The organism is Williamsia sp. Y844, from assembly GCF_056786475.1.
In genome coordinates, this window is the sequence record NZ_JBXCJB010000001.1 from 137013 (window position 1) to 153378 (window position 16366).

Annotated in this window: 14 protein-coding genes; 7 read left to right on the forward strand and 7 right to left on the reverse strand. The window is 61.7% G+C overall.

All coding sequences use genetic code 11. From position 1 onward, the window contains the following. Window positions 1–31: 31 nt before the first annotated feature. Together AC1TQG_RS00685 and AC1TQG_RS00690 are read left to right on the forward strand one after the other, a co-directional pair. Window positions 32–1006, forward strand: a complete 975-nt coding sequence (locus AC1TQG_RS00685) for an NADPH:quinone oxidoreductase family protein (RefSeq protein ID WP_482135039.1) — start codon at window positions 32–34, stop codon at window positions 1004–1006. A gap of 107 nt (window positions 1007–1113) precedes the next feature. Continuing rightward, window positions 1114–1896 carry an enoyl-CoA hydratase/isomerase family protein gene (locus tag AC1TQG_RS00690; RefSeq protein ID WP_482135040.1) on the forward strand — a complete coding sequence of 261 codons (783 nt, stop codon included), beginning with the start codon at window positions 1114–1116 and terminating at the stop codon, window positions 1894–1896. A gap of 67 nt (window positions 1897–1963) precedes the next feature. Here AC1TQG_RS00690 and AC1TQG_RS00695 read toward each other — a convergent pair whose 3' ends face one another. The 3 genes from AC1TQG_RS00695 to AC1TQG_RS00705 all read right to left on the reverse strand — a co-directional run bounded on the left by AC1TQG_RS00695 (window position 1964) and on the right by AC1TQG_RS00705 (window position 3862). Further along, complete coding sequence (locus tag AC1TQG_RS00695; RefSeq protein ID WP_482135041.1) at window positions 1964–2239, reverse strand: hypothetical protein; 276 nt, start codon at window positions 2237–2239, stop codon at window positions 1964–1966. An 88-nt stretch (window positions 2240–2327) separates the two neighbouring features. Further along, window positions 2328–3089 carry an SDR family oxidoreductase gene (locus tag AC1TQG_RS00700; protein ID WP_482135042.1) on the reverse strand — a complete coding sequence of 254 codons (762 nt, stop codon included), beginning with the start codon at window positions 3087–3089 and terminating at the stop codon, window positions 2328–2330. A gap of 14 nt (window positions 3090–3103) precedes the next feature. Beyond that, window positions 3104–3862: an SDR family NAD(P)-dependent oxidoreductase gene (locus AC1TQG_RS00705; protein ID WP_482137213.1), complete on the reverse strand. Its 759-nt coding sequence runs from the start codon at window positions 3860–3862 to the stop codon at window positions 3104–3106. A 472-nt stretch (window positions 3863–4334) separates the two neighbouring features. On the opposite strand from AC1TQG_RS00705, the gene AC1TQG_RS00710 reads away from it, so the two are divergent. The 5 genes from AC1TQG_RS00710 to AC1TQG_RS00730 all read left to right on the forward strand — a co-directional run bounded on the left by AC1TQG_RS00710 (window position 4335) and on the right by AC1TQG_RS00730 (window position 10653). Continuing rightward, a complete protein-coding gene (locus AC1TQG_RS00710; RefSeq protein ID WP_482135043.1) occupies window positions 4335–5912 on the forward strand; it encodes an ABC transporter substrate-binding protein in 1578 nt (525 codons plus the stop codon). Window positions 5913–6104: 192 nt separating this feature from the next. Next, window positions 6105–6896, forward strand: coding sequence for an SDR family oxidoreductase (locus AC1TQG_RS00715; protein ID WP_482135044.1), 792 nt, complete (start codon window positions 6105–6107; stop codon window positions 6894–6896). Between the two features lie 97 nt (window positions 6897–6993). Then, window positions 6994–7929, forward strand: a complete 936-nt coding sequence (locus tag AC1TQG_RS00720) for a TIGR03619 family F420-dependent LLM class oxidoreductase (protein ID WP_482135045.1) — start codon at window positions 6994–6996, stop codon at window positions 7927–7929. 34 nt (window positions 7930–7963) lie between these two features. Beyond that, window positions 7964–9451, forward strand: coding sequence for an aldehyde dehydrogenase family protein (locus AC1TQG_RS00725; protein ID WP_482135046.1), 1488 nt, complete (start codon window positions 7964–7966; stop codon window positions 9449–9451). Continuing rightward, a complete protein-coding gene (locus AC1TQG_RS00730) occupies window positions 9448–10653 on the forward strand; it encodes a CaiB/BaiF CoA transferase family protein (RefSeq protein ID WP_482135047.1) in 1206 nt (401 codons plus the stop codon). Before AC1TQG_RS00725 ends, AC1TQG_RS00730 begins: the two co-directional genes overlap by 4 nt. Before the next feature lie 49 nt (window positions 10654–10702). Here the strand turns inward: AC1TQG_RS00730 and AC1TQG_RS00735 are convergent, their stop codons facing one another. The 4 genes from AC1TQG_RS00735 to AC1TQG_RS00750 all read right to left on the reverse strand — a co-directional run bounded on the left by AC1TQG_RS00735 (window position 10703) and on the right by AC1TQG_RS00750 (window position 16238). Continuing rightward, window positions 10703–11437, reverse strand: a complete 735-nt coding sequence (locus AC1TQG_RS00735; RefSeq protein WP_482135048.1) for an alpha/beta fold hydrolase — start codon at window positions 11435–11437, stop codon at window positions 10703–10705. A gap of 157 nt (window positions 11438–11594) precedes the next feature. Continuing rightward, window positions 11595–12263, reverse strand: a complete 669-nt coding sequence (locus AC1TQG_RS00740; protein ID WP_482135049.1) for an HNH endonuclease family protein — start codon at window positions 12261–12263, stop codon at window positions 11595–11597. A gap of 22 nt (window positions 12264–12285) precedes the next feature. Next, window positions 12286–14589 (reverse strand): ATP-dependent DNA helicase RecG, encoded by a 2304-nt coding sequence (gene recG, locus AC1TQG_RS00745; protein ID WP_482137214.1) that lies wholly within the window; start codon window positions 14587–14589, stop codon window positions 12286–12288. Beyond that, window positions 14586–16238 (reverse strand): DAK2 domain-containing protein, encoded by a 1653-nt coding sequence (locus AC1TQG_RS00750; RefSeq protein WP_482137215.1) that lies wholly within the window; start codon window positions 16236–16238, stop codon window positions 14586–14588. Before AC1TQG_RS00750 ends, recG begins: the two co-directional genes overlap by 4 nt. Window positions 16239–16366 lie beyond the last annotated feature (128 nt).

Sequence of the window (16366 nt, forward strand, 5' to 3'; positions counted from 1 at the left end):
ACGCCCCAACCGTCCAGGAAAGTGATTTCATATGCGCGCTGCAATCTGTTCGGACTACGGGACCCCCGAGACCATCACGATCGAAGCACTCCCCTCACCCCCATTGGAGGCAGGGCAGGTACGGATCCGCATCGAGTCCGCAGCCGTCAACTTCTCGGACGTACTACTGGTGGCCAACAAGTATCAGGTCACCGTCCCGACGCCATTCACTCCCGGCAGTGAGTTCGCCGGCGTGGTGGCCGAAGCCGCCGACGGAGTCGACTCGGTCGCCGTGGGCGAGCGCGTTGCGGGTACCGGGTTCGTCGGCGCCTTCGCCGAGGAGATCATCATCGCCTCCGACAAGCTCACGCTCCGCCGGATCCCGGACGGTGTAGAGACGCGCGTCGCCGCAGCCTTCGGGGTGGCCCACCGGACGGCGTACCACACGCTCCGATCGGTGGCTCACCTCAAGCCTGGCGACGAATTGATCGTTCTCGGTGCCGGTGGTGGCGTCGGAATCGCAGCCGTTCAGCTCGGCGTTGCACTCGGCGCAACGGTCACCGCAGTAGCGTCGAGCACCCAAAAGCTCGACGTGGCAGCGTCGTACGGCGCAAGCAACCTCATCAACCATCGCACCGACGATCTGCGAACGGCATTGAAGGCTGCGCTCCCCCAAGGTGCCGATATCGTTGCTGATCCGGTGGGTGGCGATCTCTCAGAGCCTGCTCTGCGGGCACTACGCCCGGGCGGTCGCTTCATCACGATAGGGTACGCATCCGGTGTCATTCCGAAGATTCCGCTCAACCTGATATTGGTAAAAGGTGTGCAGGTCAACGGTTTCCAATTCAAAGACATCCCGCCGGAAGAGTTCCGCCGAAATGAGGCCGAGCTCACCGATCTACTCGTCTCCGGGCGTGCGGTCCCGCACATCGGCGCCGAGTTCCCACTCGACAAGACCGCAGACGCTCTCCGGATGGTCGCAGATGGTCAAGCGATTGGAAAAGTGCTCATCGACCTGACTGCCTGACGTCAGTCCACACCAACAACAGTTTCGGGAAGCCCGGGAACGGTGTTCCCGGGCTTCGCCTTTGCGAGATCATCGTTCTCAAACCCAAGAATGGAGTAGGTGTACCCATGGGAGATGACTTAGGAGCCAACGGTTTACGATTCGAGCGCGACGGTTCCATCGGATGGTGCACCATCGATCGGCCGTCGGCTCGAAACGCATTCACCCCTGCGATGTATTACGGCTTGAAACGAGCGGTTCGCCTCGTCAACTCCGATCGGGACCTGGCCGCGCTGATCATCACCGGAGTCGACGACGTATTTGCACCCGGCGGCGATCTGGGTGGACGCACCGAGCCTGGTGACAACCTGCCGGAGGGCCTTTCGGGCAGCGATGTCGTACCCTTCCTGACCATCCGGGACAGCCGCGCACCAGTGATTTCCGCCGTCAACGGAATCTGTCAGGCCGGCGGACTACTGGTTGCGATGATGTCCGACATCGCCGTCGCCAGCGACCGGGCCACGTTCCGCGTGCCCGAACTGTTGCGCGGAATCCCGGACGCGACCTTCGCCGCCGCTTTGCCCGCACATGTCGGACTCGCGGCAGCACGCGATTTGATATTGTCCGCACGCAAATTCGATGCGGCGGAGGCACTGCGACTCGGGGTGATCTCCAGGGTGGTGCCGCACGAAGACCTGCGGTCGGCCGCACTCCAGGCAGCACGTGAGATATTGCAATCGGCGCCGATCGCACGAGCTCAGGTCAAACGAATGCTCAACGAGCGATACGGGCTGTTCGACTACGAGACGATGTTCGGCGCGCTCGAAACGTCGCAAGAGCCGCGCGAGGGAATGCGAGCATTCATGGAAAAGCGTGATCCGAATTGGATTCCGGCGAACCTGCCGAGCTGACACTAGAAAAACATTCGAGGCCGTCATCCGGAGATGACGGCCTCGAATACTTTTACCCTTTACCCAATCAACGCGGCTTGGAATACTCCGACTTCACAGCCATGATCCGCATTGTCGGGATCGGTCCATAACTCAGCGAATCCGACATGTTCAACTGCTTCGCCGCCGCCGCGAGATGTACATTTTCCTTCGCCTTGTGGGGATCACCCTCGAGTTCGTAGAGCGTCACCGACGGACCGCCGTCTGGATCCGCCGCCACGAGTCGAGTTCCGGCGACAAAACCGTCAAGCGCCACCACCTCCGGTATGTGGACCTCGTCGTACCATTTGTTGAATTCGTCCAATCGATCAGGATGGGAAGGATGTGATTCAACCAGCAAGTAATGCTTCATGCGAATTCCTGACTGTTAGAAGTGTTGTGAAGAAGCGACTTCAGACCCGTACAACCCAGCCGCCGTCAATGTTGAGAGTGTGGCCGGTCACCCAGTCACTGCCCGACGAAACGAGGTACAGCAGACCCGGATTCAGCTCCTCCGGTTCTCCGAAGGGGAACGGAATTGCGTGTTTGACCATTTCCTTGAGCTCCGGGGGCGATGCGATCGAGCCGGCTTCCGTGTTGACCATGCCCGGCGCGATCGCATTCACCCGAATCCCGAACGGCGCCAACTCCCGCGCCAGTGACACCGTCATGCTCACCAACCCCAGCTTGGTAACGCCATATGCCTGTGCGGCCATGAATGCACCACTCGACGACTGGTTCACGATCTTGCCGTAGCCGCGCTCCTTCATGTACGGCACCACTGCACGACTACAAAGGAGCGGACCGGTGAGATTCACTGCGAGAGTGCGGTTCCAGAGTTCGAGATCCATCATGGTGAGGGACCCTTCACCGACCACCTCTGCCATCAACCCCGCATTGTTCACCAGGATGTCGACCGACCCGAAATGATCGGCCGCGGTGGCCGCCATCTCTTTTGTACTGGCTTCGTCGCTCACATCGACACGAACAGGGAGGACGCGATGGCCTGCCGCGGACAGCTTCTCAGCTGCCGCGGTCGCGGCTTCGAGATTCACGTCAGCCAAAACCACGGCTGCACCCGCCTCGGCGAGCCCCTTCGAATACGTACTGCCAATCCCTCCTCCGGCTCCGGTGACGATGGCCACTTTGCCTTGCAACAGCTGATTATCGGTCATTGATTCCTTCTTCATCAGACTTTTCGGGTGACTCCACCGTCGACACGAATGATCGCCCCTGTGGTGAAACTTGATGCAGCACTGGCCAGATGGAGTGCTAGTGGACCGATCTCTTCCGGTCGTCCCATGCGCCGAAGTGGCACGAACGGCGCATCTTCCCCCTCGGCCGGCGCCCAAGACTTGGAGATATCCGTCCGGAAGGGACCGGGCAGAATGGCGTTGACCCGCACTGTCGGCGCAAATGCATCGGCCAATCCAACTGTCAGGGCATTGAGACCGGCCTTGGCACATGCGTAGGGCAACTCCCTGACGCTGGCGACGAGGGATCCGGCAGTACCGATATTGATGATGGAACCGCCGCCGTTCTCGGCCATGTGGGTTCCGGCGCGGACGGCCAATCTGAAGGGCCCCTTCAGATTAACTCCGAGCGTCTTGTCGTACAAGTCCTCGGTGATGTCATCGAGATTCTTGTAGGGCGGTGACATACCGGCGTTGTTCACCAGCACGTCGAGTCTGCCGAAGTGTTCGAGTGTCCGGTCGATCAGACGCTCACAGTCATCCCAATGTCCGACGTGACACGCAATCGGAAGTACCTTGCGCCCAGTCGATGCCATCACTTCGTCGGCGGCGCGCTCGCATGAGTCGAGCTTCCGGGACGCGATCACGACGTCTGCTCCCGCTTCGGCAAGAATTTGGGCAACCGCTCTACCAATGCCACGGGATCCACCCGTGACGATCGCAACTTTTCCGGCCAGGTCGTGGAGATGTTCCAAAGTGTTCACAGAGGTCAATCATGCCCGATGTGAACACGTTTTGAATAGCCCCTTTTCGGTTTTGAGAACGGAATTTACAACATCGTTCCGCCGGCCTCAGATCCCCGAAGAACCTCGCCGGTGAATTGCGTATACTAGCCATACACAACTCGATTCGGCGTCTTATCGAAACAGTTCTGTCAACGATTTCGATCCGGAATTATCGGACGAAGCAGAAAAGGCCACCTGGTACGCCGAAGTCTCGGAAAGTTTCGACTCCGCTGTTCTTTTTTTTCGAGAGTTGTGTTCTCCTACTAGGGTCACGCGCTTGATTCGGATGGTCGGCGGAGCGCACGGTTCACAGAAGAGAACCGTTGGTTCCCAGGCCCTCCCAACGAATCGTCTGTGTGGAGACTCCGCCTCACCAGTCACACCTCACACTTTTCTAGTCCGCGGTTCCTGTGGTTTCCCAACCTTTCCCGAGAGGTCGATGATGTTCCGATCCAGATACGTTGTTACTGCAGTTGCGGCGGCATGCGCCGCCACGCTGCTCCTGAGCTCTTGCGCCGGCACGGATTCCGAGAATTCTGGCTCCGGATCGGCGGCCGACGTCGGCGATCCGGTGGCGGGCGGAACGCTGCGCACGATTCAGATGGGTGAACCGCGCAGCCTGGACCCGGCCGCCTTGTCGAACACCTGGGCGCATCAGCCGATACTCGGAAACGCCCTCTACGGAACGCTGATGATCAACAATCTCGAGACACTCGAGGTCGAATACAACATGGCAACGGGCTTCGCCACCACCGATGGCGGCAACACTTTCAACCTCACGCTGCAGCCCGGACTCACCTTCACCGACGGCACTCCGCTCGACGCCGCGGCCGTCAAGTTCAACTGGGACCGACTGCGCGACCCCAACCTGGGCTCCACCGCCGTCCGACAGGCGGCACAGGTCAGCAACTCCGAGGTGGTCGACCCCACCACACTGAAAGTGACATTGGCAGCACGCAATCCACATTTCGCGCAGGGCATCTTGACGACCGCGATGAACTGGATCGCCTCGCCGGCGGCTCTGCAGAAGGGTCGGAAGGCCTTCGACGAAAACCCAGTCGGTGCAGGCCCATTCACCCTGACCAGCTGGAGCCGCCAAAACCAGATCGAACTCGAGAAGAATCCCGACTACTGGGATGCACCCAGGCCCTATCTCGACAAGATCAACATCCGCACCGTGGCCGACACCGAGCAGCGTTTCAACGCGATATCGACAGGCGGCACCGATCTCAGCATGGAGGCCAGCTGGTCCACCCTGGACAAGGCCGAAGCCGCCGGAATCTCCACCGAGATCGTGTCCGCCGGTGGCGGTCAGCTCCTCGTCATGAACTCTGCTCGCGCGCCGTTCCAAGATGAACGGGCTCGCCGGGCAGTCGCACTCGCCCTCGATCCGGAAGTGATCAACTCAACCGTCTACTTCGGTACCGGCCAGGTTCCTCAGACACTGTTCCCTGAAGGATCCCCCTATTACGCTGATATCCCACTCAATGAGCAGAACAAAAAAGTTGCCCAGGAGCTGTTCAATGAGCTTGCAGCAGAGGGAAACCCGGTCTCCTTCTCGTTCCTCGCGTACCCCACAACGGAAACGAAAGGGGCCGGCGAATCAGTGCAGGCCCAACTGAGCGAGTTCGACAATGTCAACGTCGAGGTCGAGGTCGGCGACTACGGTGCTGTCACCGCACGGGCCGGCGCCCGCGACTTCGACATGATCGTCTCGTCCGCGGTCACCCAAGATCCGGATTACGCGTTGTGGACCGCCTTCCACGGCGACTCCCCCGGGAACTTCTCCGGCCTCGATGACCCGGAACTCAACGACGCCCTCGATGCCGGTCGCCTTGCTGAAGGGACAGACGAGCGCAAGGCGGCGTACGAAACCGTTCAGGAGCGTCTCACCACATTGGTGCCGGCATCGTGGTACATCAAGGCGGCGCCTTCGGTGATGTACGCCAAAAACGTGCACGGAGTTCAGCTGTACACCCTGGGTTCACCACTGCCCGAAAAGATCTGGATGACAAACTAGCGCCCAACGCGGCACCGACCGCTCGCCACGACATCCAACTCGGTTACTCCCGCGCATTGACACTCGACGTGGGAGTAGCCGAGTTCCGGAGAGCACCACGAAGCCTTCGTGGCGATCGAACAGCGTGTCCAATCCATCAGATTCCCAGTAGTTTTCATGACACCGATGGACATCTCGAACGGAGTTCAAAGCATGGATCTATCCTCTGCGCGTCACGCATTCATAACCGGTGGCGCAAGCGGTATCGGCCTCGGAATCGCCGGTGCACTGGCCGATCGCGGCATCTCGATCACCATTGCCGACATCAACCGGAAATCGCTGGAAACGGCTATCGGATCGCGTGGGTCCGGGTTCCAGGGAGTTGCGCTCGACGTACGCGATCGCGCGGCATGGGCGGTGGCCAAGTCCAAATCCGAAGCTGCCTTCGGACCAGTCGACATCCTGGTCAACAACGCTGGAATCGGTTTCAATGGGTGCGATGTGATCGACATGGACCCGGAGACTTTCGACATGCTCATCGCCATCGATCTGACCGGAGTGTTCAACGGCGTCGCAACATTCGGCCCGGACATGCGCGCACGCGGGCGCGCACACATCGTCAACACAGCGTCGGTGATGGGGTTGCTCTCGGGCGCCCCGGGCCGGGGCGCGTACAGCGCGGCGAAGAGCGCTGTCATTGCCTTATCCGAGGCTCTGCGTACCGAAATGGCGCCGCACGGTATCGGGGTATCCGTGCTGTGCCCTGGTTTGGTGGTGTCGAACCTCGATCAGAACACGGCAACCTTGGGTGGCCATGTCACGGATGTCGGTCACAACAAGGGAACTGGGAACAGCGCCATGGATCCGGCAACAGCGGGCGACCATGTGGCCCGAGGCATAGCGCAGAATCTGCCCTACATCATCACTCACCCGCATTACCTCGACACCATCGAGAGCCGGATGGACACCATACGCACAAGTGCCGAAGCAACAAACCAGCTTTAATGAAGTCGATCCTCCACCAGGACAGCGTGTTTCGAGCCCACAACCGAATCCGGCACACGCAGCCGCTTCGCCGGAGCCCAGACAGGAAGGTACTGCGATGAACAGCGCTGCCCGCGCGTCACACGACGGCAGCAGGTCCGGTCGGCGAAGCAACGGAACTGACGCTTTCCGGCCTGCGGTCGGACTGCACTACGGTGGCACCGACCAGTCGATGCCTCTTGTCGATCTGGCCCTGGCCGCCGAGGAGCGCGGGTTCGATTCCCTGTTCTTGCCTGAACACTCACACATTCCCAGTGCGCGCCGGTCACCGTTCCCCGGTGGCGGAGAAATGCCGGAGCGTTACTTTCGTTTGTGGGATCCGCTGGTCGGACTCGCGCAGGTGGCCGCGACAACAAATCTCGTCATCGGCACCTGCGTCGCGCTTCCCGGTGGCCATGATCCGATCTCCTATGCCAAGGCGATCGCCACGCTGGATGTGATGTCGGGGGGCCGATTCGTGATGGGTGTCGGGTTTGGTTGGAACAACGACGAATCCGAGGATCACGGCTTCGCTGCGGAGGCCAAGTACGCGGTTGTCACCGAGAAGATCGAACTCATGAAGACGCTCTGGACAGCGGACGAAGCCACTTACGCGGGTGACCATGTTCGGTTGTCGCCGAGCAGGGTGTGGCCCAAACCACTGCAAGACCCGCATCCACCGATACTGCTGGGATCGCGGGCCAGTCCCATCAACTTTCGGCGCATTGCCGAATGGGGCGACGGCTGGATCCCGATGGGTAACGATGTGGTCGACACCCTCGGAACCCAACTCCCCCAGCTGCATTCGGCGTGGAATGGAGCCGGCCGGGACCTCGCGGACCTGCAGGTGGTCGTACTCCAGAAGATCCGGCCGAGCATCGGTGAGATCATCGACCGGCTCGGAGAACTGGGCGTTCACAGAGTACTCATCGACATCCCCACAGCCGGTGCGAGCACCATACTTCCGCTCCTCGACGAGGTCGCAGAAGCGGCTGCAACACAGCTTCGACAGTGATCAACCGAATGCTCGAATCCACCCAGGAGAACGTATGACATCTCAGAACATCTCAGTTCCCGACAACCCTCAGTCGGGCACTCTCGATCGGCGCCTGCTCATCAACGGAGAGCTCGTCACGACCACGCAGACGTTTGCGTCGATCAATCCCGCTACCGGCGAGCTCCTCGGTCACGCGCCGGACGCGGGTGTCGACGAGACTGAACAAGCCATCGCTGCGGCGCGGAAGGCGTTCGAAACCACCAACTGGGCCACCGACGTCGAGTTCCGCATCACGTGCCTCGACCAGCTGCACCGAGCACTGCTCGACAACATCGAGGAATTTCGCGAATTGACGATCGCCGAAGTCGGCGCGTCCCACCTCAGTACGCTCGGTAGCCAGCTCGACACACCTGTCGGGATCGTCCGCTACTACGCCGACCTGCTGCGCACGTACCCGCTGACCGAAGAGCTCGGCGAAGTCGAGATCAAGGGACAGAAGCACAACCGCTGGATCGAGAAAGAAGCCGCCGGCGTCGTTTCGGCGATCATCGCGTACAACTACCCGAACCAGCTTGCGCTGGCCAAGGTGGTTCCTGCGCTCGCTGCCGGATGCACGGTGATCCTCAAGGGAGCTCCGGACACACCGCTCATCACGCTGGCCTTGGGCGAGCTGATCGCCGAGCACACCGATATCCCGGCAGGCGTGGTGAACGTCTTGTCCTCGACTGCGGTGGAGGTGGGTCAGATGATGACCACGCACCCTGATGTCGATGTCGTCACCTTCACCGGGTCCACACCCGTTGGCGCTCAGATCATGGCGGCAGCGAGCGCGAGTCTGAAGAAGGTGTTCTTGGAGCTGGGCGGCAAGTCGGCGCTGATTGTGCTCGAAGACGCAGACTTTGCCACGGTCGCACAATTCGCGGCGTTCACAATCTGTTCCAACGCCGGGCAAGGTTGCGCGCTCACCACCCGGCTGCTCGTGCCGCGGGCCCATCACGACGAAATCGTTGCCAGGGTGGCCGGTCTGCTCGAGCATGTGCCCTACGGTGATCCGTCCGATCCGGCGACCTACATGGGCCCGCTCATCAGCGAACGCCAACGGGACAAGGTGGACGCCTTGGTCCAGCGGGCAATCGAGGCCGGCGCGACACTCGTGACCGGTGGCAAGCAGGTCAATCCCGGATACTTCTACACGCCGACACTGCTCGCGAATGTCGACCCGGACAGCGAACTCGCACAGGAAGAGGTCTTCGGCCCTGTCCTCGCAGTCATCCCGTTCGATGACGACGAGCACGCCGTGCAGATTGCCAACAATTCGAAGTACGGACTCTCGGGTGGTGTCTTGGGCGCCGACGACGACCGGGCGATAGCCATCGGCCGCCGGATCCGGACCGGGACCTTCAGCGTCAACGGCGGCAGCTACTTCTCTCCCGATGTTCCTTTCGGCGGCTACAAACAGTCCGGCATCGGCAGAGAGATGGGTACCGCCGGACTGGAAGAATTCCTGCAGATCAAAGCCTTTGCGACGGTGACCAAATGAAGCCACTCGAAGGTTTCCGTGTTCTCGAGGTAGCGATGTACGGCTTCGTTCCTTCAGCGGGCGCAGTGCTCGCCGACTGGGGGGCAGACGTCATCAAAGTCGAACACGCGGTCACCGGAGATCCGCAGCGTGGCCTTCGTCAGATCGGACCGATGAAGGTCGAGGGTGACCCCAACCCCAATGTCGAACATGCCAATCGAGGTAAGCGCAGCATCGGCCTCGACATGGGCCGACCGGAAGGCAAGGAGGTGCTGAACGAGCTCATCCGCACCTCGGACGTGTTCCTCACCAGTTTCCTACCGCAGGCCCGGGCCAGGTTCGGAATCGACGTGGACGATGTGCGCTCCGTGAACCCGAAGATCGTCTTCGCACGGGGCAGCGCACTGGGCCCGCGAGGTGTGGAGGCAGACAAGGGCGGATACGACATGACCGCCTTCTGGGCCAGAGCCGGTGTCGCCGCCACGCTCACACCTCCAGATATGGAGGGGATGGTCTTTCCGCCGGGGCCCGCGTTCGGAGACACGATCTCGGGCACAAACCTCGCGGGCGGCGTTGCCGCAGCCCTTCTCAAACGTGAACGCACGGGTGCTACGTCCGTCGTCGACGTATCTCTCTTGAGTAGCGGCGTCTGGGCCATGGGACACGGGCTCGCATTGTCGGCACACGTCGGCGAAGCGATGGTTGCTCCTGTGCCCGGTGAGCATGGCGCCCTTACCAATCCACTGTCCGGACTGTACGCCACGGCCGATGGGCGCTACCTGACCTTCGTCATGTTGCAGCCTGCCAAATTCTGGGCCGATGTGTGCCACCATATCGACCGTCCCGATCTCGCGGACGATCCCCGCTTCGCCGACGCCGCGCTGATCGCCGCCAATACCGATGTGGCAGTGACTATTCTTCGTGAAGTCCTCGCCGGCCGAACCCTGGCAGAATGGACGGAGCGTTTCGCCACCTTGGCGGGCCCGTGGGCACCGGTGCAGGATTCGTTGCAGGTGTCCAACGACGCGCAGGTCGTGGCCAATGAATATATGCTGCCGGCGGGCGAACTGACACTGGCCGCCAACCCGGTGCAGTTCGATGTCACTGCACCCGAGCTCGGCCCCGGACCCGAGTTCGCCGCCCACACCGACGAAATTCTCGCCGAGCTGGGCTTCGATTGGGATCGCATCGTCACGCTGAAAATCGCGGGCGGAGTGACCTGACCGCCCGCTCGACGACGACTTCGGCACGGTCGACGGCGGGCTGCCCCGGTCAGTCGCGGCCCGCCTCGACGATCTTTTCCGCAAGCCGAGCAGGGGCGGTGAACATCAGTTCATGGCTCCCCGGCGTCTGCACGATCCGGCACAGGCCCAACCGGCTGGAGAACCTGGGATGCCATGCGAACTCGCCGTGAGGCATGGCGGTGTCGTCGGTGCAGTTCAAGTAAGAGGCGCGTAGTTGACCGGCCGCGATGAGTTCGTAGAACTTGCTCAGCTCGAGCTTGTCCTCCAGCATCCTGACAGGGGTCGCGCAGATGGTCTCGTAGGCTCGCAACGCGACATCACGATCGGCATCATTCAGGAATGCTTCCCGCCACACATCCCACGGAAGCATAAACATGCCGTCCACCGCGAACGCTTGAGTCATTTCTCCATAATGCGCCGGAGATTCATCGTTGATGCTATTTCCGTCCGCGAGGACGAAAGCGTTCCAATAGACAAGACGTCGAATGCGTTCGGGAATCTGTTCGGCGACCTTCGAGATGATCGTGCCGCCAAAGCTGTGTCCGAGGAGAACAAAATCTGTTAGTTCACGATCATTGATGTACTGCAGCACCGAATCAACGCCATCTGCGTGCGAAGCAGTCGATTTCTCCTCGCCGAAACCGGCGACTGTCGGAGTATGCACCCGATGCCCGGCCTTCTCCAGAAACTCCACCACTGGGGCCCAATGTTTTCCGGTATGCCACGCCCCATGTACCAGCACGAATGTGTACGACTGCGCCATTGTCTTCTCCTGAACGGTTGTTTCCGGAAGAGTAAAGCAAATTTCTCTTTTGTTCCAATGAACAATCTGTCGGCGATAGACAATTTCCTACCGATTGCATTCTGCAATTCATCTATAGCAATGCAATAAATCGGCGCCGCCCGATCGCGACACCACGTCAGCAACGACGCAGTGCCGACTTCAACACCGGCACGGACAGGGCATCGAGATACAGCCCGTAGGTCCGCATCACCACCACGAACTGGGCCGCATATTGACAGTGAAATGACTCGTTCTCCGGCATCCACCGCGACGGCTGTTTGTCACTCTTGTCCTGATTCGCGTCGCCATCGACCGCCACCAGATTCGCCGGATCATTGGCAAAGCGTTGCCGCACTCGCGAACTCCAGTTCCGGGCACCCATATCCCAAGCAAAAGACAGCGGGACGATGTGGTCGATCTGAACCTTGGCGCCGGTCCCCTGCCCACGCCGGAAGACCACCCACCGACCGCTGTAGGGGCTACGGAACTCGCCGGTGGCGACTGCGCGAACGCAACCACTCGTCACCGCAAAGGTCTTGTCCTGAAGATCACGGTCAAGGATGTCGTTGCGGGTGTCGCATCCGTTGCGTGAACCACCCGCATCGGTGTCGTCCGTCCAGGCGGTACCAAAGGCGCTGCGGTCGTAGTCCGGCGCATCCGGCCGGGCGGCGAGTGCCGGAATCAGCGTCAGCTCACCGAGCAGCCGCTGCGCGTCGGGTGAGATGGCTTGCGGGCGGTTGATCGCAATCCCGACACCGGCGACCACAACAGCCGAGGCAGCAAAAACAACCAGTAACGCCCACACCCGGGCCGAGAGTTGCCCTCCGCTAGGACTTGTCCAAAAACGCCAGCCGGACCGGCCCCAGAATCGAATCGACAAGCGCTGCCATCGGTTTGTGCTCGACCAGGGTGAGGTCCGAGCTGACCACCTCGTCGGCCAGGGCCCTCGTGTCATCGATGAGGTCACCGTCGGTGAGGAGCGAGAGGAAGCGGAGCGAGGAGGTCTGACCGGACTGGAGCGAGCCAAGCAGATCACCCTCCCTTCGCTGAGCCAGATCCACGAGCGACAATTCGAACCCGTCGTTGGACGCCGCGACAGCACGCAAACGTTCCATGGCCGGCGACATATCTGCCGCACCGGTCATCAACAGACACAGGCCGGGCAACCCACCACGACCGACACGACCACGGAGCTGATGCAGCTGGCTCACGCCGAACCGTTCGGCATCGACGATCACCATGGTGGTGGCGTTGGGGACGTCGACACCGACTTCGATCACGGTGGTCGAGACCAGGATGTCGATATTGCCTGCCGTGAAGTCGGCCATCACCTGAGCTTTGTCATCGGCGTGAAGCCGCCCGTGCAGCAATTCGATTCGATACTTGCCCAGTGGACCCGTCGACAACGTGTTGAACATGTCGACCGCTGCGATGGCCGGCTCGCCACCCGCCTCACTCGATTTCTGCGCCGACTTCTGGCCGGCGGCGGTCCCGTCATCGCCGATCCGCGCACACACCACATAGACCTGGCGGCCGGCCTGCACTTCCTCGTCGACACGTTCCCACGCCCGCTGTACCCACTTCGGGTTGCCCTTGGGCACCACGCTGGTGGTGATCGGCTGACGACCCCGCGGCAGTTCCCTCAGTGTGGACGTCTCCAGATCACCGAACACGGTCATCGCGACGGTGCGCGGGATCGGGGTCGCGGTCATCACCAACAGATGCGGAACGATGTGGTCGCGGCCCCGCGATCGGAGCGTATCCCGTTGTTCCACACCAAATCTGTGCTGTTCGTCGACGACAACAAACCCCAGGTTGAAGAAGTCGACATGCTCTTGCAACAGGGCGTGGGTGCCGATGAGGATGCCCACCTGGCCGGTGACCGTCTCGAGGAGTGCGGTGCGTTTGGCCGCGGTCTTCATCGAGCCGGTGATGAGAGCGATGCGGGTGGCGCCCTCCTCCCCTTCGAGTTGACCCTCTTTGGCCAATCCACCGAGCATGTTTTCCAGCGTCCGGAAGTGCTGCGCGGCAAGAACTTCGGTAGGTGCGAGCAGCGCGCACTGGTACCCGTTGTCGATCACCCGGAGCATGCTGAGCAATGCCACCAGGGTCTTACCCGATCCGACCTCGCCCTGCAGCAGTCGACTCATCGGCGCGACCTTGGTCTGTCCCTCGGACTCCGGACGTGCCATATCTGCGGTGATCTCGTCGATGACCTCGTTCTGTCCGTCGGTGAGAGTGAACGGAAGACGTTTGAGAAACCGGTCTTCGAGCCCTCCGTCCACGTGGGGGCAGGAGGGCCCTTCCGCTCCGCGATCCACATATCTGCGCTGCGCCAGCGCCAGTTGGAGGGCCAGCGCTTCGTCGAACTTCAGGCGCGCCGATGCCTGGTCGATGTCGTTCTGTCCTTCGGGGATGTGGATCTTGCGCAGCGCCTCGTCGGCACCGATCAGTCCGCGGGCCTTGCGCTCGTCGTCGGGCAAGGAATCCTCGATCGGATCGAGATAACCCAGTACCGCGCGCACGCACTGCCAGATCGTCCAGGCCTGCAGCTTGGCAGTGGCCCGGTACACCGGTATGACGTCGCGCAGGAACTCGGAGAAATCGATTGTGCCGTCGACTTTTTCACCGCTACCGGCATCGGTCGCCAATGCCTTCGCGATGCCCTGCATCAGGGCGGAACCCACCGCGTCGTCTGCTTCGATCGACGTACCGTCTTCCGGCAGCTTCAGCCAGTTGGGGTGGGTGAGCTGCAACTCTTTGTTAAAGTACTTCACCTCGCCCGCCATCATCACGCGGGAACCCTTCGGGAGTTTCGACGCGATCCACGGCGAGTTGAAGAACGTCACCGAGATACGGAAATTCCCGTCGAAGACAACAAGTTTGGTCATCTTGCGGCGCGAGTTCCGGATCGGAATGGTTTTGCTGTCCTCGACCCGGGCGACCACCGTCAGACGTTCCCCCGGCTCGGGTTTACGTTCGCCGGACAGATCTCCCTGTTTGACGTAGCGATCCGGCACATACCGCAACAACTCGCCGACGGTGTTCACGTTGATCTGCTCGGCCAGCAGATCGGCAGCCTTCGCTCCCAACACGACATCGAGCGACTCCGACAATGCCACCACTGCTATTCGACTCCCACCTGAAGCAGTTCGCCCACCTGCCCACCAGGAAAGCTCACGAACTCGACTCCGGGGTGCACGGTGTTCACATGATGCTCGAGCTGCTCGAGCACCTCGGGATCGAGATTACGCCCGGCGAGCACACTGACCATCTCACCACCGGTACTCAGCAGGAGATCGATCAAACCGGCAGCCGCGCCGATGATCTCGGGATGGATCACGAGCACGCCATCGCCGATGAGACCCAGGTGGTCGCCGGGTTCGCAGGTTCCGGCAAATGTCAGGGTTCGTTCGGTGGCCGTGACCACGGCGCCAAATCGGGTGGCAGCGGCGGCATCGGCCATCGCGTACGCGTCGTCGTCGGCCAATTCGCCGGGATCATGCACGGCCATCGCCGCCAGGCTCTGCACCATCGAACCGCCGGGCAAGATCACCACAGACCGTTCCCGGGAGCGCGCAGCCGCAGCCACGGCAACCAGGTCCTGGGCCGGTAGCGCTCCGTTACCCATCAAGATCACGTGCGCACTGTCGACGTCGATGATCGCCTTCGCCAGCACCTCGGCATCCAACTCGCCCTCGCCACCGGTGTCGGCCCGGACAACCACGGCTCCTTCTTGCTCGAACAGCTCCGCGGCCTCGTCGCCGGTGACAACCGCGACGACCGCACGCCTGCGACGCGGTGGACGCGAGGCCTTGTCCTCTTGTCCCCGGTGCGCATCGAGCAGGAAGCAGCTGATCCTGATGTCACTCACGCGGCCGAGCGCCACGCCCGCTTCGACCGCGGCACCGGGCTGGCAAGTGTGGACGTGGATGGAAAAACGCTCGCCCGCACCGTCGTCGGCACTGTCGCCGACGATCACCACGGCATCGCCGATGTCGCCGAGTTTGGTGCGCAGTGTCGAGATCTGGTCGGCGGCGGCACCGTTGAGCAGGTACATCACCTCGAAGTCCATCTCGTCGTCGCTGTCACACGACTCACCGACCTGGTGCCCGATCCAATCCCCACCGCCGACCAACGCGCCCTGGTACCGACGGCGGCGGGTCGACACACCGGTCAGCACCTTGACGAGCTCATCGAAGATCACCAGAAGTCCCCGACCACCGGCATCCACCACCCCGGCCTGGGCCAGGACATCCAGTTGCGACTGTGTGAGCTCGAGGTCGTCGGAACAACCGTCGGCGATGGCGCGCGCCAGGTCGGCGGGGGTGGACTCGGCATGGTCGGCAGCGTTCTCCGCCGACCGCCGCAGCAGAGTCAGCACTGTGCCCTCACGAGGTTCGCTGACGGCCCGGGTCGCGGCCAACGAGCCCAGCCTCAGGCCCGCAACCCACAGTTTGTTGAAGGAGACCCGGCCCCCGATGGCATTGATCTCGGCCGCATCGGCCAATCCGACCAGAACCTGCGACAGGATGATCCCGGAGTTACCCCGGGCCTTCGCCACAGCGCCCTCGGCCATGGCCCGGGCGACGGCCGGGGTGTCGGCATCGTCGTCGAGCGCGTCAACTGCCAGAGCAGCCGAATGCATCGTGTGCAGCATGTTGCTGCCGGTGTCGGAGTCCGGAATCGGGAAGACATTCAGATCGTTGATCTCGGCACGCACCAGATCGAGGCTGGTCACGGCACCACGGATCCAATCCCGCAACACACCTGGGTCCATTGCAGGCGCCCCGACCGGATCCACCACGTGCCGCACCTCCATCTTGTGGTCTGACACACAGACTAATCTGAGAGGCCGACAGAGTCGTTCGGTGACCATCTCTGGCCAGGGGTTTGACCACCATTTGG

Excerpts from the sequence above, each read along its gene's own strand:
- AC1TQG_RS00685 (WP_482135039.1), top strand. The coding sequence starts at position 32 with ATGCGCGCTGCAATCTGTTCGGACTACGGGACCCCCGAGACCATCACG.
- AC1TQG_RS00690 (WP_482135040.1), top strand. The coding sequence starts at position 1,114 with ATGGGAGATGACTTAGGAGCCAACGGTTTACGATTCGAGCGCGACGGT.
- AC1TQG_RS00700 (WP_482135042.1), bottom strand. The coding sequence starts at position 3,089 with ATGACCGATAATCAGCTGTTGCAAGGCAAAGTGGCCATCGTCACCGGA.
- AC1TQG_RS00710 (WP_482135043.1), top strand. The coding sequence starts at position 4,335 with ATGTTCCGATCCAGATACGTTGTTACTGCAGTTGCGGCGGCATGCGCC.
- AC1TQG_RS00715 (WP_482135044.1), top strand. The coding sequence starts at position 6,105 with ATGGATCTATCCTCTGCGCGTCACGCATTCATAACCGGTGGCGCAAGC.
- AC1TQG_RS00720 (WP_482135045.1), top strand. The coding sequence starts at position 6,994 with ATGAACAGCGCTGCCCGCGCGTCACACGACGGCAGCAGGTCCGGTCGG.
- AC1TQG_RS00725 (WP_482135046.1), top strand. The coding sequence starts at position 7,964 with ATGACATCTCAGAACATCTCAGTTCCCGACAACCCTCAGTCGGGCACT.
- AC1TQG_RS00730 (WP_482135047.1), top strand. The coding sequence starts at position 9,448 with ATGAAGCCACTCGAAGGTTTCCGTGTTCTCGAGGTAGCGATGTACGGC.
- AC1TQG_RS00735 (WP_482135048.1), bottom strand. The coding sequence starts at position 11,437 with ATGGCGCAGTCGTACACATTCGTGCTGGTACATGGGGCGTGGCATACC.
- AC1TQG_RS00750 (WP_482137215.1), bottom strand. The coding sequence starts at position 16,238 with ATGGACCCAGGTGTGTTGCGGGATTGGATCCGTGGTGCCGTGACCAGC.